Consider the following 24,537-nt stretch of genomic DNA (forward strand, 5'->3'; position numbering starts at 1 on the left):
ATGAGCAATCTAAAAAATTAAGGGCGTATTCTACTCGCGACTTTCGTTAAATGCATATCAATAGCGCACTATTAAGGTGAGAATTTTAACTTTTTGCATGAAAATCACTCATTTTTAGCGATAAATGCCAATTCTTATTTGATGCGAATCGCTATCTGGGAGAAAATTGCGCCCAAATTTTCCTGAATCTTCAATTTGGGCCATCTGCCCAGGAGCTTAGTTAATGTCTTCTCGTAGAGAACTTGCCAACGCGATTCGCGCGCTGAGCATGGATGCCGTACAGAAAGCAAAATCTGGTCACCCGGGTGCCCCTATGGGTATGGCGGATATCGCCGAAGTGTTATGGAACGATTTCATGACACATAACCCATCTAACCCTCAGTGGTTTGATCGTGACCGTTTTATCCTGTCTAACGGACATGGCTCTATGTTGATCTATAGCCTACTTCATTTGACCGGTTATGATGTTTCTATTGAAGATCTAAAGAGTTTCCGTCAACTGCATTCTAAAACTGCAGGTCATCCTGAATATGGTTACTGCCCAGGTGTTGAAACAACAACAGGCCCTCTGGGGCAGGGTGTAACTAATGCTGTAGGTTTTGCAATTGCTGAAAAAACGTTAGCTGCACAGTTCAACCGTGAGGGGCACAACATCGTTGATCATAATACGTATGTATTTATGGGCGATGGTTGTTTGATGGAAGGTATCTCCCATGAAGCTTGTTCTTTAGCGGGTACGCTAGGTCTAGGTAAGTTGATCGCGTTTTGGGATGACAATGGCATCTCAATCGACGGTGAAGTTGAAGGTTGGTATACCGACGATAACGTTAAGCGTTTTGAATCTTACGGCTGGCAGGTTATTCCAGCGGTTGATGGTCATGATGCTGATCAGATTCGTGCTGCAATTACACAGGCGCAGGAAAATACGGATCAACCTACACTCATCTGCTGTAAAACAGTGATTGGTTTTGGTTCGCCAAATAAAGAAGGTAAAGAAGATTGCCACGGTGCTCCACTAGGTGATGATGAAATCGCACTAACGCGTGAGCGTTTAGGCTGGACTCATCCTGCTTTTGAAATTCCTGAAGAGATTGCATCTGATTGGGATGCTAAAGAAGCGGGTGTTCATGCTGAAAATGAGTGGAACGACCGTTTCGCTGCTTACCGTGCTGAATTCCCTGAAGAAGCTGCAGAGCTTTTACGCCGTATCTCTGGTGATCTACCTGCAGATTTTGCTGAAAAAGCGGATGCTTGGATTAATGAAATCAACGAGAAAGGCGAGACGATTGCTTCTCGTAAAGCATCCCAGAATGCATTGAACGCATACGGTCCAATGCTACCTGAATTGCTAGGTGGTTCTGCTGACCTTGCGGGTTCTAACTTGACGTTATGGTCAGACTGTAAGGGTGTTACAGCAGATGATGCTTCTGGTAACTATCTTTTCTACGGTGTACGTGAGTTTGGTATGTCAGCCATTATGAATGGTATTGCCCTTCATGGCGGTTTCATTCCTTACGGTGCAACATTCCTAGTATTTATGGAATATGCGCGTAATGCTCTACGTATGGCTGCTCTAATGAAGCAGCGTGCGATTCATGTTTATACCCATGACTCTATTGGTCTAGGTGAAGATGGTCCTACCCATCAGCCAGTTGAACAAGTTTCAAACTTGCGCCACACGCCAAATATGAGCTGCTGGCGTCCATGTGATGCTGTTGAATCAGCGGTTGCTTGGAAAGCTGCGCTTGAGCGTACTGATGGGCCTACGGCAATGGTATTCTCTCGTCAGGGTTTACCTCATCAGCAGCGTAGTGCTGATCAGCTAGCGAATATCGCAAAAGGTGGTTATATCCTTCGAGATACTGATGGCCAGCCAGATGCCATTCTTATTGCTACAGGTTCGGAAGTTGGTTTGGCAATGGATGCGGCTGATGTTCTAACAGCTGAAGGCACTAAAGTACGTGTTGTTTCTATGCCTGAAACTGGCGTTTTTGATCAGCAATCTGCAGAGTACCGTGAATCGGTTCTACCTGCTGCTGTGACTGCGCGTGTTGCTGTCGAAGCACTGCAAGCTGATTTCTGGTACAAGTATGTAGGTTTGAATGGGGCAATTGTGGGCATGCGTTCTTTCGGTGAATCTGCACCGGCTGGCGATTTGTTCAAGCACTTTGGCTTTACAACTGAAAATGTTGTTAGCACTGTGAAGTCCGTACTTTAAGATCGTCATTAGGTGTCTAGTCTAGCTAGGCACCTAATGAATAGTATCTTTAATTGCAAATAGATGATGGTTAAATAGATTGAGTTACCGGGTTGCTATTAACGGCTATGGCCGTATAGGTCAAAGTGTTTTACGTGCGATCTATGAAAATGGTCTACAGGACCAGTTTCGGGTAGTGGCTATTAACGAGCTTTCAGATCTTGAAACCGTCACCTATTTAACGCGATATGACACCACACATGGTCGTTTTCCTGTGCCAGTAGAGCATGATGGAAGTCGATTACTGATTAATGGTGATGATATTCAGGTGATTAGTGAGCCTGATATCAATGCGTTGCCGTGGGGCGAGTTAGATATCGACCTTATCTTTGAATGTTCAGGCTCGTTTAATTCAAGAGAACAGGCTGACCTTCATATAGAGCAAGGTGCAAAAAGGCTGCTATTTTCTCAGCCTGCAACGCCTGAGGTCGATTCAACGATTGTTTTTGGCTTAAATGAGACACTTTTAAAAGCAGAACATAAAGTTGTCTCAGCTGCTTCCTGCACAACGAATTGCGTTATTCCCGTATTAGACCTTTTGGATAGAGAGCTGGGCATTATCAGCGGTGTCACGACGACTATCCATTCGGCGATGAATGATCAGCCGGTTATTGATAGCTATCATCAGACGGATCTGCGTCTGACACGTAGCGCGATGCACTCTATAGTGCCGGTTGATACCGGGTTAGATAAAGGTATTGATCGTCTATTGCCTCATCTAGAAGGGAAGTTTCAATGTACGCATGTGCGAGTACCCACAATTAATGTATCTATGATGGATATGTCAATTAATGTGGAGAAGGAAACGACAGTTGAAGAGATTAATCGTCTATTGCAAAGAGCTGCACAGGAAGGCGCCTTAAAAGGACTATTAGGTTATACCGAGGAACCCCATGCTTCGGTAGACTTTAACCGCGATTCTCGTTCAGCCGTGGTTGATGGAACGCAGACAAAGGTATCTGAAGGCAACTTAGTTAAAGTCGTTTGTTGGTTTGATAATGAATGGGGCTTTGCTAATCGCATGCTAGATGTTGCTCTGTATTGGTTGGAGCAGAAACAGAATAAATAGAAGAAGCTGGGGATTTAGTCAGCTTCTTGAGTACAGAATTCTTTAAATTTTAATTTGAAAACATAAGTAGGGCACGTCAATGAGCGTACTGAAAATGAGTGAACTGGATCTTCGCGGTAAACGTGTATTGATCCGAGAAGACCTAAATGTACCAGTGAAAAACGGTGAAGTAACATCAGATGCGCGTATTCGTGCATCTTTGCCAACCATTAAACTGGCGTTAGAAGCAGGAGCTAAGGTGATGATTATGTCTCACCTAGGTCGTCCAACGGAAGGTGAGTATAACGAAGAGTTCTCTCTACTGCCGGTTGCAAACCACTTAGGGCAATTACTAAATCGTGAAGTGCCGCTTATAAAAGAGTGGTTAGACGGCGGTTTTGACGTTGCTGAAGGCGAATTGGTTTTACTTGAAAATGTACGTTTCAATGTCGGCGAGAAAAAAGATAATGAAGCGTTGTCTAAACAGATGGCAGCACTTTGTGACGTTTATGTAATGGATGCTTTTGGTACAGCTCATCGAGCACAAGCGTCGACTCATGGTGTTGCTAAATTTGCACCTGTAGCCTGTGCTGGACCTCTTCTTGCGGGAGAGCTTGATGCGTTAGGTAAGGCATTAGATAAGCCTGCACGTCCATTAGCAGCGATCGTGGGTGGATCTAAAGTGTCTACAAAGTTGGAAGTGCTTACAGCATTGTCTGATAGCGTGGATCAGCTTATTGTCGGTGGTGGTATCGCAAATACATTCTTAGCTGCGGCGGGTAAACCTGTAGGTAAGTCATTATGCGAACATGATCTGATTCCTGTTGCGCAAGCATTAATGGAAAAAGCATCTATTCCACTGCCTGTAGATGTGGTTGTAGCGACTGACTTTTCAGAAACTGCAGAAGCTACTATTAAGTTGGTTGATGATGTTGCTGAAGATGACATGATTTTGGACATTGGGCCTCAATCTGCACAACAACTAGCTACGCTATTGAAAGATGCCGGCACCATTATTTGGAACGGCCCTGTGGGTGTTTTCGAGTTCGATCAGTTTGGCGAAGGTACTAAAACACTGTCTCTTGCTATTGCGGATAACCAAGGTTTCTCTATTGCGGGTGGCGGAGATACGTTGGCTGCAGTTGATAAGTACGATATCGCTGATAAGGTATCTTACATCTCAACAGGTGGCGGTGCGTTTCTTGAATTCGTTGAAGGTAAAGTTTTACCTGCTGTTGCTGCATTAGAAGCAAAGAATTCATAATTCTAAGGATTAATGGGTGATGGGTGCTACACTGCGCCCATCTCATGCCGTAAGGCAAAGTTAACGATTATTTTAAGGGTGACAAAATGGCTTTAATTTCCATGCGTCAACTGCTGGATCATGCTGCTGAATATAACTACGGCATTCCAGCCTTCAATGTGAACAATCTGGAACAGATGCGGGCTATTATGGAAGCCGCAAACAAAACAAACTCTCCAGTGATTGTTCAGGCATCTGCAGGTGCACGTAAATATGCAGGTTCTAACTTCCTGCGTCATATGATCGAAGCAGCGATTGCTGAATTTCCTCATATCCCTGTTTGTATGCATCAGGATCACGGTACGTCCCCTGCGATCTGCCAGCGTTCAATCGCTATGGGCTTTTCATCTGTCATGATGGATGGTTCATTGATGTCCGATGGCAAGACACCATCAAGCTATGAGTACAACGTAGACGTTACGCGTCGTACGGTTGAAATGGCTCATGCATGTGGTGTTTCTGTTGAAGGAGAACTTGGTTGCTTAGGTTCATTAGAAACAGGTCAGGCGGGTGAAGAAGATGGCGTTGGTGCAGAAGGTATCTTGTCACAAGAGCAGATGTTAACTAACCCAGATGAAGCAGCTGATTTTGTTAAGAAGACCGGTGTAGATGCATTGGCGATTGCTTGTGGTACTTCTCATGGTGCTTACAAATTCACACGCCCACCTACAGACGACATTTTAGCGATTGATCGTATCAAAGCGATCCATGATCGAATCCCTGGTACCCACTTAGTGATGCACGGCTCATCTTCGGTTCCTCAGGAGTGGTTGGCTATCATCAATGAGTTTGGTGGTGAAATCCCAGAAACTTACGGTGTTCCGGTTGAGCAGATCGTAGAAGGTATTAAGTACGGTGTTCGTAAAGTGAACATTGATACTGATCTACGTTTGGCATCAACTGGCGCGATCCGCAAATTCCTTGCTGAAAACCCGGCTGAGTTTGACCCACGTAAGTACCTGAAGAAAACGATGGAAGCGATGACTGATATCTGTATCGCGCGTTATGAAGCGTTCGGTACTGAAGGTAATGCATCTAAAATGACAGCGATCTCTTTAGAAGATATGGCTGATCAATATGAAACAGGTTCTTTGGATCCTAAAATCGTTTAATACGATTGTTTCTTAAAAAAGCCGCCATTTTTGGCGGCTTTTTTGTTTAGACTGACCCATCTAGCCAATCTCTTGCCGAGGTTGTTATTTTCTCAACGGCTGTATGAGATATCTTCCGCTCAATGGATATAGCATAGAAATTATTGATAATTTCATTTGTATCGCCAAGGTGGATTAAATTCATCTGGCGAGCGACTTCATCTTTAATGGGGGTTGGAGCGACCATAATACCCTTTCCAGCATTCGCAAATGCCTTAATCAGAGCACTGTCATCGAACTCTCCTACCACTCTAGGGTGGATTCGGTTTTTATTGAACCACTGCAATAATTGACGGCGAACAACGGTTGTTTCGCCAGGGAGTAGCATTGGGCCGCCATTTAGGTTGTGCGGAAACTCTCCTGATAACTTATCCACAACGTCTGGATGAGCAAGAAAGCTACTTCCACAGCGCCCTAAGCTATGGCTAAAACCATTAACGCTGACATCGGAAGGGATGGGTGATTCGGAAATCACTAGATCAAGCCGATGAAGTGCGAGTTCGGCGAGTAACTCATTAATATCGCCTTCATGACAGATCATTCGGACATTATTCAGGTCGTCAATGGCCGGTGTAAGTAGGTGATAGGCGATGGATTTAGGAACAACATCTACGACGCCCACCTTGAACACAAGCGGCCGTACTTTATCTAAGTTGCGAACGCGCTCCTCTAACTCGCCACCCAATGAAAAAATATCGCTGGCATAGCTCAGGACCATATGGCCTGTTTCCGTCAGTTCTAATTGGCGACCCACTTTTGTGAACAGAGAGCAGCCAAGGTAATCATCCAATAAGCTTAACTGAGCACTTATCGTATGCGGGGTAACATTTAAGCGTTCGGCTGCTGCGACAATGCTGCCTTCTTTAGCAACCATCCAGAAATAATGTAGATGTTTGTAATTAATCATATAAGCTCGTAAAAAGCGATTCTTTAGTTAAGAATAATCGACTTTAGTTAATTTTGAAAGGCGGTTAAATTTTGTGCTGTTGGTGTCGGAAAGCCGCTTAGGCTTTTTGTTTGTTTTTTATCTTAGGAGAGGTGTTATGCAAACATCTATGAATTCAACAGCTGCTCGGTCGCAATCATCGGCGCTCGAGTCAAATAAAGTACTACGCAATACCTATGCATTGTTATCCCTGACTCTGCTGTTTAGTGCTATGACTGCTGCTGGTTCTTTACTATTGCAGCTACCTCACCCCGGCATCATCATCTCTTTAGTTGGCTTTATCGGATTGTATTTCTTAACGGCTAAGTTGAGAAATAGTATTTGGGCTCTTCCATCTGTGTTCGCACTGACTGGGTTTATGGGGTACACGCTAGGGCCAATCGTTGGGCATTACTTAGCTATGCCGGGTGGCACCTCCATCGTCATGAATGCCTTTGCCATGACAGGGATTATCTTTCTATCTTTATCCGCTTACGTACTAACGACCAAGAAGAATTTTAGTTTTATGGGTGGGTTCTTGATGGTCGGCCTTATCTTAGGTGTTGTGGGTAGTTTGGCAGCCATATTTTTTCAAATTCCTGCACTATCTTTAGCCATTTCAGCGATGTTTGTTGTGCTGATGTCTGGTTTCATTCTTTATGAAACCAGCAATATCCTTCACGGTGGCGAGACTAATTACATCATGGCAACGGTGTCGCTTTATGTATCAATCTACAATTTATTTACCAGCTTATTACACCTTCTAGGGTTTCTAGGAGGCGAGGACTGAATCATTTAGCTATGCACTTGTGATAACCCCTTGTGGGCTTTTATAGGCGACTAATTTAGTCGCCTTTTTTTATTCTATCCAATTAGCAGTCGCTTGAAGTGGGGCTTTATTAGCTGTTGTGATCCATACGGCGAGGGCATAGCGCTGCTTCTCTTGTAATGATGGAAGTGTGAACTGCCAGTCATAGCTTTCTTGTTGTTTGCTTTGGTGGTGAAGAACAACAAATTGATGCAAAAAACTTCGTCCACGATTTTCCCCCGCAGTTACTTCACTGTATTGATCAAAACCTATTACGGCAACGTGAGCGGTCAATTTATGTTGTTCTTGAGGTGGCTGGTAACTTACTTTCAGTTCTTGATTTTTAATCTTATTGCTAAGGGTTGCCTGAAGAAGGCCTCCATTTTTTTGTGTATTAGTAGGGAGTTTTCGGCTTTGAAAAAAACCTCTCCATTCCTTTCCATCCACTAACCATCCTGGCGTGTATACACTTTTAATATTTCCATTACGTCGGTAATTGTATTGCTGTTCTTTAAATTTAGTTTGAGCAAAAGGGTCTTTCCAACCCAAGTAATCCCAATAATCGACATGAAAAGCTAAAGGTACAAAATCAGTCCATAAGTTTGGGTTATTTAAGAAGTTTCCTAAAAACTGATCTGCTGGTGGGCAGCTAGAGCAACCCTCTGATGTGTATAGCTCAATTAGCTGAGGAGGCTTGCCTTGATGCTGGAAAACTTGATCTGCAAAAGTGGGTAATGCTAGAGATAATGAGCCAAGCAATGTGAGAGTTTGTGCTATTCGACAGTTCATCATGTACTCCTATGGATCTTTTTAGGACTCGTACATGTTTGAAGAGTTCATTACTTTTAGAGAATAGAGATTAATCATCGTCCAATAAACAGGCGTTACTTTTCCCCGGTAAGGTCGGGAAGGCCTTGAGTTTGTGTGGTAATTCAAACCATGGAGCACGGCTTGCCCAAAATATATTCTGTTTTGGTGTTATATTTGGGTGCTCATCTAGGGTTCCTGCTGGAATGACAATAGCCTTGCCAGTTTTGGCTAACCAAGGCAGTGTCGAACCGCAGTTTTTGCAAAATGATGTTGCGAAGTGTTTGCTAGATGCGGGTTCATAACGCGCGACCAGGTTTTCCCCTTGTGTCCAGCTAAACTGTTTTGGAGGTAAAATTATATTGCTGGCATGTGAGCTTCCCGTTGCTTTTCGGCAGCGGGAGCAGTGACAATATTGAAAAGTAAAGTAGGGAGGGCGAATCTCATAATGAACGCTGTCGCATAAACAGCTCCCATGATAGTTTTCTTGTTCAGGTATCGCCCTGTTTTTTTTATCTGTCAAAGGCTGCGACCATTGAATCCAGTTGTTTAACCAGCTCATGCAGTTCTTGGCTCGCGGCAGCTGTTTCGTCAGAGGCTTCGCTATTACGGCGGGCTAAATCTCGGATTGCAACAATGTTTGCTTGTATCTCATCGACAACAGATGATTGTTCCTCAGAGCTGCTTGCGACTTGTATACAGCGATCAGAAATATCATTCATTGAATTTTGCAATTTTTGGAAAGCTTCATCTGCATCATTAGCGACTTCAACACTTTGTTGTGCATGGTCCCTGCTTTGTTCCATTATCTGTACGGTTTTACTCACCGCCGATTGAACTCGGTCAATTGAAGCTTCGATCTCTTGAGTTGAATTTTGAGTACGTGTTGCAAGTGTACGTACTTCATCCGCTACAACGGCAAACCCTCGCCCTGAATCACCTGCTCTTGCTGCTTCAATCGCTGCATTAAGGGCTAATAGGTTAGTTTGTTCTGCAATCTCATTGATAACAGTGACAACATTTCCGATTGTATCCGTGTGTTGTTTAAGTTCAGTCGTTGCTTCTGTGGCGGCTTTAACTTCTGAGGATAGGTCTTTTATGTGATTGATTGTATTAAATAGGGATTCTCTTCCCTCTTCAGAGGTTTGTCTTGCCTCTTGGGTTTTCGTCGACATGTCATTGGTATTGCCTGCAATTTCTTGTGAAGCGCAGGCCATTTGGTGAACGGCTGCCGCTACCATATCACTCTCTTTATCTTGCTGACTGATGCCTTCGTTTGTTTGGCGAATAGCGCTTTCTGTTACATTAATGGCTTGATCTATTGTGTGGCTTACATCGCCTAAACGGGTAAGAACGGTTGTATTACGTGCTTCATTCATCTGTAGAGCAAGATCAACTTCACCAAATTCATCTTGGCGTGGGCAATACATTAATTGGATAAGGGGGTTGCTGAATCTAGATCTCGCTCGTGAAGAGAGTTCGTTAATAGGCGAAATAAGGCGAAACAGTAAACCTGATAGAAGTACTTCTGTTGCAGCCACAATTCCTAGTACAGTTAAGCTAGCGCCTGCAGTCCATGCTCCTACTAAGCTAAGTATGCAGATAAGGGCAAAAAGCATTAAGGTTTGTGAACTGGTGGATCTAAGCTTCAAAGCCTTGCCCGCTTTACCTGCATTAGCGACTGCGTAAATTACTTCTGCTTTGGCAACTTGAGCCGCACTGGGTTTAAAGCGTACAGATTGATAGCCTACTTTTTGGCCTTTTTCATAAAGAGGGGTGACATATGCGTCAACCCAATAGTGATCTCCGTTTTTGCAGCGATTCTTTACAATGCCTCGCCAAGCTTGATCACCTTTTAAGGAATCCCATAGGTTGCCAAATGCAGCAGGCGGGACATCGGGATGGCGGACAATATTATGTGCTTTGCCTATAAGTTCCTCTTCTACAAACCCCGATATGTCACAAAATACTTGGTTGACGTAGGTGATACGGCCTTTAAGGTCTGTTGTTGATATAATTCGTTGGCCTTCAGGCAAAATAACTTCACGTCCAGTGACCGGCATTTTTTTCATAGATTAAGTCCTTAATTGTCAGCTAGGCGAATATTGTATAAATGTAATAAATGAACAGTTGGGAAAAACGTAAGTTTGCACATTAAACAGTATCGTTTCCCTGATATAGATAATAGTTATAGCTGTTTTTTACTTATTTCGCTTACAAGAAAATAGAATAAAGGCTCCATAATGTGAAAATATTTATATATTTATGTTTTGTTGAAGCTCTGTGAATAGTTAAATAGTAATAATTTAGGGGTAGCAGATGTCATTTTGTCTAGAATTTAAGGTACGTGATTACGAATGTGATCTGCAAGGTATTGTTAATAATGGTGTTTATTTTAATTATTTGGAACATGCTCGTCATGAGTATCTGTTGGCGCAAGGAATTGATTTTGCGGAGTTGACGGCTAAAAAAATTCATTTAGTCGTGGTGCGTTCTGAGATGGATTATAAGCAGTCACTTACAAGTGGTGATCGTTTTGAAGTTCGCGTATCTGTTGAGCGTGTGAGCAAAGTGAAATTTGGTTTTAGGCAAGAGGTGATTCGACTAAGTGATGGAAAGGTTGCATTGCAGGCACTTGTTATTGGTACCGCTCTGAATGAGAGAGGCAGGCCTTTTATTCTGCCGGAGATAGAGACGATGATAGGGGCTGTAGATTAATGCTTAGCTGGGATGCTTGGTTATTAGAAAATGAATTGAGTGTGCGCTTGTTTTTTTTCTTTGGCATCTTATGTTTGATGGCGACTTGGGAAGGGCTTAAACCTTGTCGCGAGTTGCACTATTCGCGTTGGTATCGATGGCGTAATAATCTGGCATTAGTGTTTGTTAATAGTTTGATACTCAGGCTTCTCTTCCCTGTTGCGGCAGCGGGTGTTGCTCTCTCAATGGAGCGGCAAGGGTATGGGTTATTGAATCAATTTGAACTGCCGTTGGTGATTAGTGTTTTCGTAGCTGTCATTCTATTAGATTTTTTGATTTACGCTCAACATGTGTTGTTCCATAAAGTTCCGATATTATGGGCGCTGCATAAGGTTCATCATGCGGACCCTGATTATGATGTAACGACGGGGGCACGCTTTCATCCGATCGAAATCATTCTATCGATGCTGATTAAGATGCTGGCCATTGTTGCATTGGGTCCTTCAGCGGTTGCAGTGATAGTGTTTGAGATATTGTTAAACGGATCTGCAATGTTCAATCATAGTAATATTAGTTTACCTACTCTTGTGGATAAGTTTGTTCGTATTCTATTTGTAACCCCTGATATGCACCGAGTTCATCATTCGCAGAAAAGGTATGAAACAGATAGTAATTATGGTTTTTCTTTGTCTTGCTGGGATCGGATTTTTAAAACCTACAGGCCTTACCCGGAAGATGGGCAGCTAGGAATGAAGATCGGTTTAACTGAATTACAAGCCCCAGAGTCTATTTGTTCACTTAGGGGTATGTTAATCCTACCGTTTAAACGTCCTTCAAAATGATTTTTTACAGTTCCGATTTGAGTTGTGCCCAGAAAGCCCTAATGAGAGGGCTTTTTAGTTTCTTTTCTAAAGTAACGATGCCTACCTCATAAGGTTTGAGTGATGGCGTTATATCTAGGACTTCGACTGTATTCGCAAGCGGACTATTTTCTAAGACTATTTTCGGTACAACACCCACTCCGAAACCTAGACTGACCATACTAACAATCGCCTCGTTGCCTGCTACTTGAGCGTAAATTAAAGGCTTGCAGTTTTGTTCTTTAAACCAGCGATCGACTCGTTTTCGTGCGACCCCCTCTTCTGACAAAATCATGGGTGTTTTGTCATCGAGTATAGGTAAAGTTGAGTGCTTACCCTCGATTCCTTGTTTAGGTGCGATAAAGAGTAAAGGGGAGAGTGCAATGCTTTTGAAGGCCAAGCCTGTAGGCAATGTATCGGGTTTTGCTGCAATTGCAAAATCTTCATCACCTGAAATAACGCGGTTAATGGCTGGATCAGGATCTCCTGTATGGAGTTTGATTTCGATTTTTGGATAGTTTCGTCTGAATTCACTCAATATATTAAATAGGAAGCTGTAGCTAGCAGTGACTGAGCAATACATGCTGATTTCACCTTGCAGTTCACCGGTCCGTTCCATCAGCTGGGTGCGTAAAGTGTCCCATTGAGCAAGAGAGTCGCGTGCATAGGTTAAAAAAATCTCTCCTTCAGGCGTTAAAGCTACGCTTCTGTTATCTCTTTCAAATAAGCAAGAGCCAGCTTCCTCTTCAAGCTGTTTGATGCTGCGACTTAGAGCTGACGGGCTGATATGAGAAGCTTCGCTTGCACGGCCAAAGTGCAGGGTGTCAGCTAATTGAATGAACTGGCGTAGTTGTTTGATATCCATCTATCTATTATTGCGTATAACGAAATATAAGTCATGGTTTATGCTGATTATCGGGATCTTGGCGTTTTAAATTATTAATTGTGTGTTTTTTATACAGCTTTTGTGTTTTGTTATGCTAGTGTTGTGCAGTGCACAATAACTTAATGGGGGCTTAGGATGGCTAAATCATTGAACTTAGCATTACAAGGTGGCGGGGCTCATGGTGCATTTGCTTGGGGTGTATTAGATCGTCTATTAGAAGAGGATTTTAAACCTAAGGCGATTTCAGGAACAAGTGCAGGCGCTATGAATGCAATTCTCTTAGCTCAGGGGTGGCAAAATGGAGGAGCTCTAGGCGCCAAGGCATTATTAGATAAGTTTTGGTTAGAGGTGTCTCTGAACTCACCTTCAGAGTTGCTTGGATCACAACTTCCTGATGCGCAAGTGACCTCTATGACAGGTTGGGTAATGGATGTTTTACGTTACATATCTCCCTATGACCTGAACCCATTGGATATAAACCCATTACGTTACTTACTTGATGAGATTGTTGATTTTGAAGCGCTTAGAGAAAGTAATGCTATTAAGTTATTTATTGCTGCCACAGATGTTGCCAGTGGCAAAATCAGATTGTTTCGAGAGCATGAATTAACAGTAGAGCACGCTTTAGCTTCTGCGTGTTTACCTACATTGCATCAGGCAATAGAAATCGATGGAAAGCACTATTGGGATGGTGGCTTTTCGGGAAATCCAGCGGTTTATCCTCTCATCTATGACTGTCATGAAGATGATATTTTGATGGTTTTATTACAGCCAATACAAGGAAGGGAGTTACCGACTAGCTCACATGCTATTAATCAGCGCATAACTGAATTAGGTTTCCATAGTACTTTTTTACGTGAGATGCGTGCAATTAGCTATACCGTAGAGCAAGCGAAAGAGCAGTATTTTGCGTTAAGTGGAATAGAACGACGCTTTAGGCGCCTACGCTTTCATTTGATTGAATCAGATGAGGTGTTATCTTCATTGGAGCAGTCAAGTAAATACGATACTCGTCAGGCATTTCTGCAGGAATTGAAAGCCTTTGGACGCTTGAAAGCAGAGCATTGGATCGACAGTAACTGGCGAGATATCGGACAGCGCTCGACTTGTGATCTTAAGTCACTTTTTTTATAGATAACCAGTTTTATTATATAGGGTGTATAGATGGCAACAAAGCGTCATATGTTGAAGCTCCTATTGCTTCAAATACGCAATGATGAGCAAGTTTGTAATGAGGAACTGGCAAGCTTCGCGCGTTTCTGTGATGTGAATATAGAGCAAATAGATGTGTTAAACGTATTTGAGACACCGAATTTCTCTGAGTACGTAGCAGATGAATATGATGGCCTACTTGTCGGTGGTGCCAGTGATGCAAATGTTCTAATGCCTGAGAAGTATCCGTTTGTGATGGATTGCCAGTTATTATTAGCCCATTGTGCAGAACAGGCTAAGCCGGTGTTTGCATCTTGTTTTGGATTTCAATTAGCTGTTTTAGCACTCGGTGGCGAAATTCAGCATAAAGAGAATGATTATGAAATGGGTACAGTGCCTATTTCGCTAGAATATAGTGTATGGCAAGACTCCATCTTTCGAGACACTCCGGATAACTTCTACGCCGTCTCCGTACATAAACAGTACGCAGCAAGATTACCTAAATCTTGTATATCTCTGGCGTACACCGACCAGTGTATCCATGCATTTAAAGTGGAAGGGAAGCCTTTTTGGGGATTTCAGTTTCATCCAGAGGTTGATAAAAAAACCTTGGTGGAGCGATTAACGTTCTACAAAAATAAATATACTGAAAATGATAATCACCTAGAGTTAGTGCTTGCTACTGCTGAGGAAACACCGCAATCTAATGCTCTGTTAGGAAAGTTTGTTCAGCGGATTCTAATTGATCAAGAGCACCTTGAAAGTTGAATTTTTTTGATGAAAATAGCTTCCTAGCGCAGTGCGCAGTAGAATACCCTTTTTCTTGCTAACTGGATGACTTAAATAGCAATGAGTGAATCTCAGAATAATGATAATCAGGAACCGATAAAGCCCCGTAGTCGAGGCATTTATTTACTGCCCAATTTGTTTACAACGGGTGCACTATTTTCTGGTTTTTACGCCGTTGTTGCGAGCATGAATGGCCATTTTGAAAATGCAGCAGTGGCTATTTTTGTGGCAATGGTTCTGGATGGTCTGGATGGCCGAGTTGCGCGTATGACTAATACATCCAGTGCTTTTGGTGCAGAGTATGATTCATTAGCGGATATGGTGTCTTTTGGTGTCGCGCCCTCGTTAGTCGTATTTAATTGGGTATTAGATGATATTGGCAAGTTAGGCTGGTTTGCCGCATTTTTATATGTAGCGGGTGCCGCACTGAGGTTGGCTCGCTTTAATACCCAAATTGGCTCAACAGATAAACGTTATTTTATTGGTTTGCCGAGTCCGGCAGCGGCAGCGGCCGTTGCCGGTTTGGTTTGGGCTGCAACGGAATATGAAGTTGATGGTGCTCCATATGCTTATTTAGTGGCAGGTTATGTTGCTTTAGTCGGTGTATTGATGGTGAGTAATGTCCTTTATTACAGTTTTAAGGATGTAAGCTTAAAAGAAAAGGTACCTTTCCTTATTTTAGCTGGAATTGTTTTGGCATTAGCGGTTATTTCTATAAGTCCTCCCGTTATTCTTTGGATAATCTTTCTGGCTTATGCCGTATCAGGTCCCTTGTTATGGGTGATGCGGAAAACCAAGCAGAAGCCGAGTGCATAATTTTTAAAAAACGGCCTTCATATGAAGGCCGTTTTTTTATTTCCCACACCTTCATCAATTTTGTCCTATACCTTTATGTAGATTACATATTAGGAGGGCCGTATTGATGAAGTTCTCTCTCGAAGTAAAAAGAGCGTCACGGATTTTATTTTTAACCGTTATTTTTTTGCTTTCTATCATGTTGTTAATGAGCTCAATATTTATGCTCACCGAGATCTGATTAGTGTCCCGGATACAAAATGAGCCTCGCTGGATTGATGTCATATTGAGTGTGTTGGCAGCTTTCTTCGGGGTTCAAACAAAGCGTAATCATGAACGTGATTCTATGACGGATAGTTATTGGCGATACATAGTTATAGGCCTTGTGTTATTGCTTGCCTTTATTGCTGTGATCTACCTCTTAGTCAAACTTACTTTAGCTTATCTCTAAGCGTTCTTTTCTTGCATATTATTTTTCACTGCTATACTTGCTGTTAACAACCAAGTGGATTGGTCGGAAATGATAGGACGGAGTCTTGGCACAAGAGAGCCTGCCCGAATCCTGTCGCTACCGACGTTGAAATAAGTATTACAACGCCAATAGTGAGAGGATTTAGACAGGTTTTTTTTGTGTGCAAAACACGAGGGGCCTGCAATGGAAAAATTACTGCTAGGAGTGTCCGGGCTGTTTTTGTTTTCTGGACGTGCTCATGCTGATTGGACAGTTAACCTAACTAAAGGGGTAACTGAGATCAGCCGTGAAATCTATGACTTGCATATGGTCATTTTTTGGATTTGCGTAGTCATCGGTTTTATTGTCTTTGGGGTTATGCTTTGGTCAGTTGTTTACCATCGCAAGTCCAGAGGTGCGAAAGCGCATAATTTCCACGAAAGCTTAGTGGTAGAAATCGCTTGGACTGTTGTTCCCTTCATTATACTCATTGCAATGGCTGTTCCTGCCACCGCTACACTGATCAAAATGTATGATAACACTGAAGCTGATCTTGATATTCAAGTGACCGGTTATCAGTGGAAATGGCGTTATCAGTATCTTGCAGAAGATATCGATTTTTTCTCAAGCCTCTCTACTCCTCGCGAACAGATAAATAACACGCAAGAAAAAAGCACGGATTATCTATTGGAAGTGGATAACCCATTGGTCATCCCTGTGGGCAAGAAAGTACGTTTTTTATTAACCGCTAATGATGTTATCCATTCATGGTGGGTGCCTGAATTTGCGGTTAAGAAAGATGCGATACCCGGTTTTATTAATGAGGCTTGGGTGATTGTGGATAAGCCGGGGGTTTACCGAGGTCAATGCGCAGAGTTGTGTGGTAAAGACCACGGCTTTATGCCGATTGTTGTCGAAGTTAAATCTCAAGAAGACTATGAGCAGTGGTTAGCTGAATTTAAAAAGGCTGATGCGCTTAAATCGCAAGCGGCTGAAAAAAGTTGGAATTTGGCTGACTTGATGGCTACAGGCGAACAGGTCTACAGCAAAGCTTGCCTTGCCTGTCATCAAGCCAATGGGGAGGGCGTGCCAAGTATTTTTCCTGCTCTGAAAAATAGCGCTGTCGCTTTAGGTGATGAAGCGTTACATATTGATGTTGTCCTCAATGGTGTATCCGGTACAGCAATGCAAGCTTTTAAAGACCAACTCAGTGCTGTCGAATTAGCGGCTGTGATTACTTACGAACGAAATGCTTGGGGAAATAAAACCGGTGATATTGTTACCCCGGCTCAAATTGCTGAGCTTAAAAAGTAGGAGTGGTTATGAATAGTTCTGTTGCAACAACTCATCACGGTCCTGCTTCAGGTCTGAGCCGTTGGCTCTATACAACGAATCACAAAGATATAGGCACATTATATCTGTGGTTTAGTTTTGTTATGTTTTTGACAGGCGGTTGTATGGCTTTGCTGATTCGTGCAGAGCTTTTTCAGCCCGGTTTACAGCTTATTCAACCCGAATTCTTCAATCAAATGACGACTATGCACGGCCTAATAATGGTGTTTGGTGCCGTTATGCCGGCATTTGTAGGCTTGGCAAATTGGATGATTCCGATGATGGTCGGGGCTCCGGATATGGCTCTGCCGCGAATGAATAATTGGAGCTTTTGGATACTGCCATTTGCTTTTAGCATGATGTTATCGACTCTCTTTATGGAGGGTGGCGCGCCAAATTTTGGTTGGACTTTTTATGCGCCACTTTCAACAACCTATGCTCCGCCCAGCGTGACTTTTTTTATCTTTGCAGTACATATGATGGGGATTAGCTCGATTATGGGGGCTATCAACATTATTGCGACGATCCTAAATTTACGCGCCCCAGGCATGAATATGATGAAGTTACCTCTATTTGTCTGGACGTGGCTGATTACTGCATTTTTGCTAATTGCTGTCATGCCTGTGTTGGCAGGTGTGGTGACTATGATGTTGATGGATATTCATTTTGGGACCAGTTTCTTTAATGCCGCGGGTGGTGGAGATCCCGTATTGTTTCAGCATGTTTTCTGGTTTTTTGGTCATCCTGAAGTTTACATCATGATTTTACCCGCTTTCGGGATCGTCAGTGAAATTATACCTACGTTCGCTCGGAAGAAATTATTTGGTTATCCATCGATGGTTTATGCCACCGCCTCGATCGCTTTTTTATCTTTTATTGTATGGGCGCATCATATGTTTACGGTGGGGATGCCTTTGGTTGGCGAAGTCTTTTTTATGTTCGCTACGATGCTGATTGCGGTGCCTACAGGTGTAAAAGTATTTAACTGGGTCGCAACAATGTTTAGAGGCTCGCTGACTTTTGAAACGCCTATGCTGTTTGCCTTGGCTTTTGTTGTGTTGTTCACAATAGGTGGCTTTTCAGGACTTATGTTGGCGATAGCTCCCGCTGATTTTCAATATCACGATACCTATTTTGTTGTCGCTCATTTCCATTATGTCTTAGTGCCGGGTGCAGTGTTTGCAATTATGGCAGGTGCTTATTATTGGCTACCTAAATGGTGCGGTAATTACTATAGCGAGACGATGGGAAAGGTGCATTTCTGGTGTAGCTTTATTGGAGTGAATATAACCTTCTTCCCAATGCATTTTATTGGACTCGCGGGTATGCCCAGACGTATACCCGATTATGCACTTCAATTTGCAGACTTTAATGCGGTAGCTACTGTTGGCGCATTCATATTTGGATTCTCTCAGCTAATTTTTCTTTATAACGTTCTCCATTGCATACGTAAGGGGCGTAAAGCGTCAGATGAGGTTTGGGAAGGTTCTCATGGTCTTGAATGGACCTTGCCTTCGCCAGCGCCATATCACAGCTTTAGTGAAGCGCCGCAGATTAAATAATTCAAAAGAGGAGTGGATGCTATGTCAATCATCCACAAAAAAACACGAACGGTTAAGTGGCTTGTTGCTAGCTGTGTCCTGATGTTCGGGTTTGGTTTTGCGTTAGTGCCTATCTATGACGTGTTTTGTCGTATCACAGGCTTAAATGGCAAAGTTGATTTAATACCCGCTCAACCATCTAGCGTGATAGATGAATCACGGCAGATTAAGTTACAGCTGGTAGCCGTCAATAATGAAACGATGCCTTGGGAGTTTAAACCTAAAACGGTTGTGACGCGCTTATCACCGGGTGAAATGCATCAAACGGCTTATTTGGCGCGTAACCTGACGGAGCGGATGATGATCGCTCAAGCGGTGCCTTCGGTTTCACCCTCTGAGGCCGCCCCTTTTGTGCAGAAAATCAATTGTTTTTGTTTTGAAAGACAACCGTTAGATGGACGTTCAGAGAAATGGATGCCGCTGGTGGTATCTATAGATCCTAGCCTTCCTAAGCATATAAGCACAATTACGTTGTCGTATACGTTGTTTGATATCACACCGGATACGCCTTCTACCGTTACTTTAAGCGAGAGGGGATCATTATGAGTACCCAAACTTACTATGTTCCTGAACAAAGCCGTTGGCCCATTTTAGCTTCCACTGCCTTATTTCTAATGGCGTTTGGTGCTGGTAGTTTAATTAATAGCTTAAGTGCGGATACGGGGGGTGCAACAGGTCTATTAATGTTGCTAGCCGGCACATTGGGCATGGGTCTGATTATGTTGGGTTGGTTCAGCAATGTAATAAATGAGAGCGATAAAGGGTTGTATAGTCCACAAATGGATCGGTCTTTTCGGTGGGGGATGAGTTGGTTTATCTTTTCTGAAATTATGTTCTTCGCTGCTTTCTTTGGAACCCTTTTCTATATTAGGAACTTGTCAGTACCTTGGCTGGGGGGGGAGGGTGAGAAAGGTGTGTCCAATATGTTATGGCATGGCTTTACGGCTGAGTGGCCGTTGATGAGTACACCAGATCAGCAAGCATTTCCTGGCCCACAAGGGGTGATCGATCCATGGCATATACCACTACTGAACACCATTTTACTTATCTCATCGAGTTTCACCGTTACTTTAGCCCATAAAGCATTAAAGCTTGGGAAACGATCAAGAGTGGTGCTTTGGTTGGCGGTAACAGTGGGGTTAGGGATCGTTTTCTTGTATTTCCAAGCTTATGAGTACGCCGAGGCATACAACGAACTTGGATTAACCTTAAATGCCGGAGTTTACGGGGCTACTTTTTTTATACTGACAGGGTTTCATGGGCTGCATGTCACGCTAGGTACCTTGATGCTTATTATCATTTGGCTGCGTGTGATGAAGGGACATTTTAGTACAGAAAAACACTTTGGTTTTGAAGCGGTTGTTTGGTATTGGCACTTTGTCGATGTGGTTTGGGTAGGGCTCTTTCTTTTTGTTTATATCCTTTGATCATAGGCCGTGAGGAGTGATTTCTCCGGTATAGAAACCGTATAGAAGTACCACAATAATCAGCACGCTAAAGGCAACCCTCAGGAAGAGAGAGTTAACAGTACGGTTAGATTTTCCTTGGTCACGAATAAGAAAGAAAAGGCCGCTAAATAAGCTTAAAACGACAGCGCAGAACAATAGAAGTATCAATAGTTTTAATGACATAAGAAACGTCCCTTGGGTAGGTTTCATAGATGATTAAAGTTCAGGACAATCAAGGCTTCAAGTATATGCTGATTTTTGCTGCTTTTTTGCTGTTACCCCTTATGTTGTTTTTGGGTTTTTGGCAATTAGATCGAGCTAAGGAAAAAACTAAATTGATAGAAAGCTGGGGTTCAGTTGAAGCTTTAACAATACTGCCAAGTAAGTTGGATCTGGTAACAGGAGAATATCGTTCTGCCTTGTTTAAGGGCCATTTTGATATCAAACGGTATTTTCTTCTTGATAATAGAACTCGGGCGGGACGCCCGGGTTATGAAGTGATCGGACTATTTAACTTGTATCAGGGATCAGGAAACTTACTTGTTAATTTAGGTTGGGTTTCTTTAGGTCAGAGTCGAACGGTTATGCCGATCGTTGAATTGCCTAATGGCGAACTTGATATATCAGGGCGCATTAGGCATGTATCTAAGAATGTAACGTTAAAAGATACGGCTATAAATGAGGGGTGGCCTAAAGTTGTACAGCAGCTAGACCCTATAGCGTTATCTGAATGGGTGGGTATGCCGATACATGCTTATGAACTTAAATTAGCAGAGCCGTTAATTGATGGTTTAGATATCAGTTGGCCGGTACTGAAAATGCAACCCGAAAGGCATTTAGGCTACGCTGTTCAATGGTTTGCTATGTCATTTGGACTGATTTGTATGATTGTTTGGAGCCTAAAGCAGATAAAAAGGGAGTCGTATGAATAAATTTACCTTCTGGCTCGTTTGGATTGTTGGTGCGGGTCCCCTGCTGTTAGCCATTCTGATGTATTTGTTTGGTTGGATGATACCGCAAGGACGGGTTCATGAAGGTGAGTTGATTACAGAAGCAAAACTTTCCACTTGGGAGTTGCAGGATGCGCCTTTTAATAAGCAGTTACCACAGTGGAAGATTGTTCTAACAGAAACCGCCACCTGTGGTCACCTTTGTGAAAAGTGGTCTGCGCAATTAGAGAAAGTTCATATAGCGCTAGGGAAAGATCAATCGCGAGTTGTTGTATGGAAGGTTGGTGATGGAGCTGGCTATATATCGACGTCTGAAATTGCAAGTATAGGGAGTGCTGTTTGGATTGCTGATCCAATGAATAACATAGTGTTTAGATACAACCTTGATGTGAATCCTAAACAGTTGCTAAAAGATATGCGCAGGTTATTAAAGGTGTCTAGGGTGGGGTAGCTATGATCAATTGGGCATGCCGGATAGTAAACTTAGCCTTAGTGTTAGCTCTATGTGTTGTGTTACTTGGGGGCTGGACGCGAATAAATAATGCGGGCTTAAGCTGTCCAGACTGGCCAGGTTGTTATGGGCGGATGATTGTTCCCCAGTTAGAGCAAGAGAGAGTAAAGGCTCAAAGTGTATTTCCTGAAACACCATTAGAGCCTAAAAAAGTGTGGCTTGAGATGGGGCATAGGTATCTTGCTGGAACCTTAGGCGTATTGATCGCCCTATTAGGGTTTATCGCTTTTAAAATGAGAAAAACAGTCGGTTATCCCGTAAGAGGGAGTTATCTGCTGCTATTGCTTGTGGTTTTTCAGGCTGTGTTTGGCATGTGGACAGTGACACTAAAATTATTACCGCAAGTAGTTACTATTCATTTATTAGGTGGGGTTTTGACACTTACAGGCTTAGTGCTAATTCGGCAGCGTATTATTCAGATAGTAGAGAAAAATGTACTAGTAAAGGGAGCTGCTAGTAAGTGGATACTCGGTGCTATCTTGGTTCTGTTTATACAAATAGTGTTAGGGGGATGGACGAGTTCTAACTATGCAGGTTACGGCTGTAATGATTGGCTTGTTTGTAATGACACGATGAATTTGCAGCCTGATTTTAAAGAAGGATTTGATGTGTTTGCACCTATAGGGCCAAACTATCAAAGTGGTGTTCTATCAATTGAGGGTCGCGCAGCAATTCAAATAGTGCATAGAGTCGGAGCTGCTGTGGTGCTCGTTTATTGTATGGGGTTAATTGCATACTTAGCAGTCACAACGATGTTGCGTGTACCGCTTGTCGTGTTGGCATTAACGCTCATATGTCAGGTCGCTATTGGAGGGTTGGCCGCTGAGCTATCGATACCTGCAAGCTTGGCAATATTACATCACTTTTGTGCCATATTGCTGCTGTTTGGGTTGTTATGGCTATACTCTAATGTACTTGTATTGAATGAAGGGGATGAGAATGAGTAATCAAAACATTGCCCTGAATAAAATTGAACACGCGAAATGGAATGATTACTTGGCTCTATGTAAGCCAAAAGTAGTTGCCGTGATGCTCTTGACCGCTTTAGTGGGGATGTTGTTATCTACTCCCGCTGTGCCTGACCTCTGGGTTGTAATAATCGGTTTAATAGGTATTGGTCTAGCTTCAGGGTCTGCCGCAGCAGTAAATCATGTGATGGATAGACAGATTGATTTACAGATGGCGCGAACAAAAGGTCGGCCGTTACCTCAGGGAAAGCTAACACCGAAACAAGCACTGATATTTGCGGCTGTTATTGGTGTGATCGGAATTGGTTTGTTAACCGTATATATCAATGTACTAACGGCTTGGCTAACCGTCTTGGCATTGATGGGATATGCCGTTGTTTATACGGTATGGCTTAAAAGAGCGACTCCGCAGAACATAGTGATAGGCGGTATAGCGGGTGCGGCGCCACCGCTATTAGGTTGGACATGTGTTACCGGAACCATTGATCCAAATAGCCTATTACTTGTGCTCATTATATTTGCTTGGACTCCTCCTCATTTTTGGTCCTTATGTATAGCTAGAAAAGCGGATTATGAAAAAGCAGGCATTCCCATGTTACCGGTCACTCATGGAGTAGGATATACACGTATACAAATAACGCTCTATAGCATGCTGATGCTGATAACGACACTGCTCCCCTACATGACGGGTATGAGCGGGTTAGTGTATCTGGTTGGTGTGAGTGTCATCAATGCAAGGTTTATGTATTGGGTATGGAAACTGTGGAAACAGGAAGACGGTGCCCCAATGACCCTATTTCTATATAGCATTAACTACATAATGTTTTTGTTCGTAATATTATTAGTTGACCATTATTTAATGCCTTTGATGTGATGAATCAAAGGTAAAGATTAATACAGTTCCTGAAACCTGTGGAAAAGGAGTAATGCTCAGTAATGAAACAAGAAATAAATTGATGCGGCGCTAAAGGAATGGTGCTGCACCCAAAATAGATGAGGGGTTGCATCATGTTTATACAACATATGATGGGAATACTGCACCACCCGAAAGAGGAGTGGAGCCAGATAAGAAAAGAACATTACAGCATATCGCATATCTTTATACAGCAAGTCAGTATATTGGCAGCGATTCCGGCTGTTGCTATGTTTATAGGAACAACACAAGTCGGTTGGAGTATTGCTGGAAGTGAATATGTAAAGCTTGGCGTAGCGAGTGCATTACCTGCAGCTATCGCCTTTTATTTTGCAATGTGGGTGGCTGTAGGGTTTATCACATATGCAATTCATTGGATGGAAAAAAATTATGGAGGGAATGCAGCACTTGAAGATTGCTTGTCACTAGCGACATATACTGCAACGCCGATGTTTTTATCCGGGCTTGCTGCGTTATATCCATTGCTATGGTTTAACGTATCCATAGGCTTAATTGCCGTTTGCTATTCTGTATATCTTCTATATGTCGGTGTTCCAGTGATAATGAAGATACCAGAAGAACGAGCATTTTTATTTTCAACATCCATACTGACAGTAGGTTTATGTACGTTGGTTGGGGTGCTGGTAGCTTCAGTTGTACTTTGGAGTACGGTTATACCGCTTAACTATATAGCTGCTTAGCCAAACCTTAAAAGTTAAGTATCAGAAAAATCAATTTAGGCGCCTACCTTAAAGGCGCCTTTTTTGTATGTGTTGTACAGGAATTAAGCGTTGCTGGTGCTTTCTTAACCGCTTCTAGCAGGTGATAGATAAAAATGGAGTTTTTTTACAAAAAAGTGATGTTTTTTTGAATTGGCTGTTGACG

General features: G+C 42.8%; 26 protein-coding genes. 20 read left to right on the forward strand and 6 right to left on the reverse strand.

Going from position 1 to position 24,537, the window contains the following annotated elements; translation table 11 throughout:
• Nucleotides 1-223: 223 nt before the first annotated feature.
• The 4 genes from tkt to fba all read left to right on the forward strand — a co-directional run bounded on the left by tkt (nt 224) and on the right by fba (nt 5,720).
• Complete coding sequence (gene tkt, locus B4K11_RS15660) at nt 224-2,218, forward strand: transketolase (protein WP_292954856.1); 1,995 nt, start codon at nt 224-226, stop codon at nt 2,216-2,218.
• 79 nt (nt 2,219-2,297) lie between these two features.
• Entirely contained in the window at nt 2,298-3,326 is a 1,029-nt protein-coding gene (locus B4K11_RS15665; RefSeq protein ID WP_292954853.1) for a type I glyceraldehyde-3-phosphate dehydrogenase, read from the forward strand.
• Between the two features lie 79 nt (nt 3,327-3,405).
• The gene (locus tag B4K11_RS15670; protein WP_292954850.1) at nt 3,406-4,569 is read left to right on the forward strand and encodes a phosphoglycerate kinase; all 1,164 of its coding nucleotides are present in this window, start codon (nt 3,406-3,408) and stop codon (nt 4,567-4,569) included.
• Nucleotides 4,570-4,655: 86 nt separating this feature from the next.
• On the forward strand, nt 4,656-5,720 hold the full coding sequence (fba, locus tag B4K11_RS15675; protein ID WP_292954847.1) for a class II fructose-bisphosphate aldolase: 1,065 nt from the start codon (nt 4,656-4,658) through the stop codon (nt 5,718-5,720).
• A 46-nt stretch (nt 5,721-5,766) separates the two neighbouring features.
• Here fba and nhaR read toward each other — a convergent pair whose 3' ends face one another.
• On the reverse strand, nt 5,767-6,666 hold the full coding sequence (nhaR, locus tag B4K11_RS15680; protein WP_292954844.1) for a transcriptional activator NhaR: 900 nt from the start codon (nt 6,664-6,666) through the stop codon (nt 5,767-5,769).
• Between the two features lie 136 nt (nt 6,667-6,802).
• On the opposite strand from nhaR, the gene B4K11_RS15685 reads away from it, so the two are divergent.
• Complete coding sequence (locus B4K11_RS15685; RefSeq protein ID WP_292954841.1) at nt 6,803-7,474, forward strand: Bax inhibitor-1/YccA family protein; 672 nt, start codon at nt 6,803-6,805, stop codon at nt 7,472-7,474.
• Between the two features lie 69 nt (nt 7,475-7,543).
• Here B4K11_RS15685 and B4K11_RS15690 read toward each other — a convergent pair whose 3' ends face one another.
• From B4K11_RS15690 to B4K11_RS15700, 3 genes are all read right to left on the reverse strand, one after another.
• A complete protein-coding gene (locus B4K11_RS15690) occupies nt 7,544-8,281 on the reverse strand; it encodes a DUF1223 domain-containing protein (RefSeq protein WP_292959460.1) in 738 nt (245 codons plus the stop codon).
• 70 nt (nt 8,282-8,351) lie between these two features.
• Nucleotides 8,352-8,822 (reverse strand): GFA family protein, encoded by a 471-nt coding sequence (locus B4K11_RS15695; protein WP_292954835.1) that lies wholly within the window; start codon nt 8,820-8,822, stop codon nt 8,352-8,354.
• Nucleotides 8,812-10,371 (reverse strand): methyl-accepting chemotaxis protein, encoded by a 1,560-nt coding sequence (locus tag B4K11_RS15700; protein WP_292954832.1) that lies wholly within the window; start codon nt 10,369-10,371, stop codon nt 8,812-8,814. Before B4K11_RS15700 ends, B4K11_RS15695 begins: the two co-directional genes overlap by 11 nt.
• Nucleotides 10,372-10,618: 247 nt before the next feature.
• Between B4K11_RS15700 and B4K11_RS15705 the strand changes: the two genes are divergently transcribed.
• Complete coding sequence (locus B4K11_RS15705) at nt 10,619-11,017, forward strand: acyl-CoA thioesterase (protein WP_292954829.1); 399 nt, start codon at nt 10,619-10,621, stop codon at nt 11,015-11,017.
• Entirely contained in the window at nt 11,017-11,838 is an 822-nt protein-coding gene (locus B4K11_RS15710) for a sterol desaturase family protein (protein WP_292954826.1), read from the forward strand. Before B4K11_RS15705 ends, B4K11_RS15710 begins: the two co-directional genes overlap by 1 nt.
• A 4-nt stretch (nt 11,839-11,842) precedes the next feature.
• On the opposite strand, the gene ilvY is transcribed toward B4K11_RS15710, so the two are convergent.
• A complete protein-coding gene (gene ilvY, locus B4K11_RS15715) occupies nt 11,843-12,721 on the reverse strand; it encodes an HTH-type transcriptional activator IlvY (protein ID WP_292954823.1) in 879 nt (292 codons plus the stop codon).
• Nucleotides 12,722-12,877: 156 nt separating this feature from the next.
• Here ilvY and B4K11_RS15720 point away from each other — a divergent pair, with 156 nt between their 5' ends.
• The 8 genes from B4K11_RS15720 (at nt 12,878) to B4K11_RS15750 (ending at nt 20,289) form a co-directional block, all read left to right on the forward strand.
• Complete coding sequence (locus tag B4K11_RS15720; RefSeq protein WP_292954820.1) at nt 12,878-13,876, forward strand: patatin-like phospholipase family protein; 999 nt, start codon at nt 12,878-12,880, stop codon at nt 13,874-13,876.
• A 30-nt stretch (nt 13,877-13,906) separates the two neighbouring features.
• Nucleotides 13,907-14,662: a type 1 glutamine amidotransferase gene (locus B4K11_RS15725; protein WP_292954817.1), complete on the forward strand. Its 756-nt coding sequence runs from the start codon at nt 13,907-13,909 to the stop codon at nt 14,660-14,662.
• Between the two features lie 81 nt (nt 14,663-14,743).
• Nucleotides 14,744-15,499 carry a CDP-diacylglycerol--serine O-phosphatidyltransferase gene (gene pssA, locus B4K11_RS15730; RefSeq protein WP_292954814.1) on the forward strand — a complete coding sequence of 252 codons (756 nt, stop codon included), beginning with the start codon at nt 14,744-14,746 and terminating at the stop codon, nt 15,497-15,499.
• A 223-nt stretch (nt 15,500-15,722) separates the two neighbouring features.
• A complete protein-coding gene (locus B4K11_RS18635; protein WP_414689245.1) occupies nt 15,723-15,929 on the forward strand; it encodes a DUF2970 domain-containing protein in 207 nt (68 codons plus the stop codon).
• A 204-nt stretch (nt 15,930-16,133) separates the two neighbouring features.
• Nucleotides 16,134-17,243 carry a cytochrome c oxidase subunit II gene (gene coxB / locus B4K11_RS15735; protein WP_292954811.1) on the forward strand — a complete coding sequence of 370 codons (1,110 nt, stop codon included), beginning with the start codon at nt 16,134-16,136 and terminating at the stop codon, nt 17,241-17,243.
• Between the two features lie 8 nt (nt 17,244-17,251).
• The gene (gene ctaD / locus B4K11_RS15740) at nt 17,252-18,823 is read left to right on the forward strand and encodes a cytochrome c oxidase subunit I (protein ID WP_292954808.1); all 1,572 of its coding nucleotides are present in this window, start codon (nt 17,252-17,254) and stop codon (nt 18,821-18,823) included.
• A 21-nt stretch (nt 18,824-18,844) separates the two neighbouring features.
• Nucleotides 18,845-19,408, forward strand: a complete 564-nt coding sequence (locus B4K11_RS15745; protein WP_292954806.1) for a cytochrome c oxidase assembly protein — start codon at nt 18,845-18,847, stop codon at nt 19,406-19,408.
• The gene (locus B4K11_RS15750; protein WP_292954803.1) at nt 19,405-20,289 is read left to right on the forward strand and encodes a cytochrome c oxidase subunit 3; all 885 of its coding nucleotides are present in this window, start codon (nt 19,405-19,407) and stop codon (nt 20,287-20,289) included. The genes B4K11_RS15745 and B4K11_RS15750 overlap by 4 nt, the downstream gene beginning before the upstream one ends.
• Here the strand turns inward: B4K11_RS15750 and B4K11_RS15755 are convergent, their stop codons facing one another.
• On the reverse strand, nt 20,290-20,493 hold the full coding sequence (locus B4K11_RS15755; RefSeq protein ID WP_292954800.1) for a twin transmembrane helix small protein: 204 nt from the start codon (nt 20,491-20,493) through the stop codon (nt 20,290-20,292).
• A 29-nt stretch (nt 20,494-20,522) separates the two neighbouring features.
• Here B4K11_RS15755 and B4K11_RS15760 point away from each other — a divergent pair, with 29 nt between their 5' ends.
• The 5 genes from B4K11_RS15760 to B4K11_RS15780 all read left to right on the forward strand — a co-directional run bounded on the left by B4K11_RS15760 (nt 20,523) and on the right by B4K11_RS15780 (nt 24,353).
• The gene (locus B4K11_RS15760; RefSeq protein WP_292954797.1) at nt 20,523-21,242 is read left to right on the forward strand and encodes an SURF1 family protein; all 720 of its coding nucleotides are present in this window, start codon (nt 20,523-20,525) and stop codon (nt 21,240-21,242) included.
• On the forward strand, nt 21,235-21,711 hold the full coding sequence (locus B4K11_RS15765; protein WP_292954794.1) for a hypothetical protein: 477 nt from the start codon (nt 21,235-21,237) through the stop codon (nt 21,709-21,711). Before B4K11_RS15760 ends, B4K11_RS15765 begins: the two co-directional genes overlap by 8 nt.
• A gap of 2 nt (nt 21,712-21,713) precedes the next feature.
• Nucleotides 21,714-22,718 (forward strand): COX15/CtaA family protein, encoded by a 1,005-nt coding sequence (locus tag B4K11_RS15770; protein ID WP_292954791.1) that lies wholly within the window; start codon nt 21,714-21,716, stop codon nt 22,716-22,718.
• On the forward strand, nt 22,711-23,613 hold the full coding sequence (gene cyoE / locus B4K11_RS15775) for a heme o synthase (RefSeq protein WP_292954788.1): 903 nt from the start codon (nt 22,711-22,713) through the stop codon (nt 23,611-23,613). The genes B4K11_RS15770 and cyoE overlap by 8 nt, the downstream gene beginning before the upstream one ends.
• 134 nt (nt 23,614-23,747) lie before the next feature.
• Complete coding sequence (locus B4K11_RS15780; RefSeq protein WP_292954785.1) at nt 23,748-24,353, forward strand: Yip1 family protein; 606 nt, start codon at nt 23,748-23,750, stop codon at nt 24,351-24,353.
• Nucleotides 24,354-24,537 lie beyond the last annotated feature (184 nt).

Source organism: Neptuniibacter sp. UBA6509, assembly GCA_002435145.1.
GTDB lineage: Bacteria > Pseudomonadota > Gammaproteobacteria > Pseudomonadales > Balneatricaceae > Neptuniibacter.

Bases quoted from the DNA above. Each gene is read 5' to 3' on its own strand.
- B4K11_RS15770 (WP_292954791.1), top strand. From the start codon at position 21,714: ATGATCAATTGGGCATGCCGGATAGTAAACTTAGCCTTAGTGTTAGCT.
- ilvY (WP_292954823.1), bottom strand. From the start codon at position 12,721: ATGGATATCAAACAACTACGCCAGTTCATTCAATTAGCTGACACCCTG.
- tkt (WP_292954856.1), top strand. From the start codon at position 224: ATGTCTTCTCGTAGAGAACTTGCCAACGCGATTCGCGCGCTGAGCATG.
- B4K11_RS15745 (WP_292954806.1), top strand. From the start codon at position 18,845: ATGTCAATCATCCACAAAAAAACACGAACGGTTAAGTGGCTTGTTGCT.
- B4K11_RS15760 (WP_292954797.1), top strand. From the start codon at position 20,523: ATGATTAAAGTTCAGGACAATCAAGGCTTCAAGTATATGCTGATTTTT.
- fba (WP_292954847.1), top strand. From the start codon at position 4,656: ATGGCTTTAATTTCCATGCGTCAACTGCTGGATCATGCTGCTGAATAT.
- B4K11_RS15670 (WP_292954850.1), top strand. From the start codon at position 3,406: ATGAGCGTACTGAAAATGAGTGAACTGGATCTTCGCGGTAAACGTGTA.
- B4K11_RS15720 (WP_292954820.1), top strand. From the start codon at position 12,878: ATGGCTAAATCATTGAACTTAGCATTACAAGGTGGCGGGGCTCATGGT.
- coxB (WP_292954811.1), top strand. From the start codon at position 16,134: ATGGAAAAATTACTGCTAGGAGTGTCCGGGCTGTTTTTGTTTTCTGGA.
- B4K11_RS15765 (WP_292954794.1), top strand. From the start codon at position 21,235: ATGAATAAATTTACCTTCTGGCTCGTTTGGATTGTTGGTGCGGGTCCC.
- B4K11_RS15725 (WP_292954817.1), top strand. From the start codon at position 13,907: ATGGCAACAAAGCGTCATATGTTGAAGCTCCTATTGCTTCAAATACGC.
- B4K11_RS15755 (WP_292954800.1), bottom strand. From the start codon at position 20,493: ATGTCATTAAAACTATTGATACTTCTATTGTTCTGCGCTGTCGTTTTA.
- B4K11_RS15750 (WP_292954803.1), top strand. From the start codon at position 19,405: ATGAGTACCCAAACTTACTATGTTCCTGAACAAAGCCGTTGGCCCATT.
- B4K11_RS15690 (WP_292959460.1), bottom strand. From the start codon at position 8,281: ATGAACTGTCGAATAGCACAAACTCTCACATTGCTTGGCTCATTATCT.
- pssA (WP_292954814.1), top strand. From the start codon at position 14,744: ATGAGTGAATCTCAGAATAATGATAATCAGGAACCGATAAAGCCCCGT.
- B4K11_RS15780 (WP_292954785.1), top strand. From the start codon at position 23,748: ATGTTTATACAACATATGATGGGAATACTGCACCACCCGAAAGAGGAG.
- B4K11_RS15710 (WP_292954826.1), top strand. From the start codon at position 11,017: ATGCTTAGCTGGGATGCTTGGTTATTAGAAAATGAATTGAGTGTGCGC.
- ctaD (WP_292954808.1), top strand. From the start codon at position 17,252: ATGAATAGTTCTGTTGCAACAACTCATCACGGTCCTGCTTCAGGTCTG.
- B4K11_RS15685 (WP_292954841.1), top strand. From the start codon at position 6,803: ATGCAAACATCTATGAATTCAACAGCTGCTCGGTCGCAATCATCGGCG.
- B4K11_RS15705 (WP_292954829.1), top strand. From the start codon at position 10,619: ATGTCATTTTGTCTAGAATTTAAGGTACGTGATTACGAATGTGATCTG.
- cyoE (WP_292954788.1), top strand. From the start codon at position 22,711: ATGAGTAATCAAAACATTGCCCTGAATAAAATTGAACACGCGAAATGG.
- nhaR (WP_292954844.1), bottom strand. From the start codon at position 6,666: ATGATTAATTACAAACATCTACATTATTTCTGGATGGTTGCTAAAGAA.
- B4K11_RS15700 (WP_292954832.1), bottom strand. From the start codon at position 10,371: ATGAAAAAAATGCCGGTCACTGGACGTGAAGTTATTTTGCCTGAAGGC.